Below are 877 nucleotides of genomic sequence, written 5' to 3'. Positions count from 1 at the left end.
GAAGCTATTTAAAAATAGATCTTAATATTTCGTATTGCATTTAGAAATAAAAGTCTGAAAGGAGATATTTAATTACCACAAAAAACAAATCCCTTCAGACCATGCATAAAGCAATACTAAATAAATATGTAGCTAAGTATATTCCAAACAATAGCAAAGGAAGAAAACTTAAAGTTCCTTTATGGAGGATATTAAAGGCTATCTTTTATAAAATTAAAACAGGAGTACAATGGTATTTATTACCTCTTAAAGAATTGTTTGGTAAGACCAAAGTATCCTATCAGACAGTCTATTACCATTATAATAAATGGTGTAAAGAAGGTACTTTCCAGTCGATTTATAATGACTTATTGCTTTCTTATAATCGCTTATTAGACTGCTCACTTTTAAACCTAGATGGAAGTCATACCCTAGCTAAAAAAGGAGGAGATCAAGTCGGTTATCAAGGAAGAAAAAAAGGGAAAACAACAAATTTATTAGTCCTTTCAGACAAGTCTGGTTTTCCATTAAGTATCTCTGAAGCAATATCAGGGCAACATAATGACCTATTTAATATTAAGAATTTGGTATCCAAAATGTTGTCTGATGTTTTAAAAATTAGTTATAGCTTAAATGGTTTATTTTTAAATGCAGATGCGGGTTTTGATTCCAAAGAATTAAAAAACTTACTGCAAGAAAAAGAGATCATTTACAATATTGATCACAATAAAAGAAATGCAAAATCTTCTGATTTAGAAAAGGATATCATTGATGATGAGCTCTATAAGCTTCGTTTTTCTGTTGAACAGACTAATGCATGGGTTGATAATTATAAATCTTTAAATATAAGATATATGACTTCATCAAGAAATTGGACTCAATCACACTACATAGCATT

At 29.1% G+C, this 877-nt stretch carries 1 protein-coding gene; it reads left to right on the top strand.

Annotation, left to right across the window (positions count from 1 at the left end):
- Nucleotides 1-101: 101 nt before the first annotated feature.
- A partial coding sequence (locus IC221_RS29245; protein WP_188172322.1) for a transposase occupies nt 102-877 on the top strand: 776 nt, incomplete at its 3' end.

The organism is Flammeovirga sp. EKP202 (assembly GCF_014534745.1).
Classification (GTDB): domain Bacteria; phylum Bacteroidota; class Bacteroidia; order Cytophagales; family Flammeovirgaceae; genus Flammeovirga.
The sequence above is the reverse complement of the archived record's forward strand: the minus strand, read 5'-3'. Positions and strand labels throughout refer to the sequence as shown.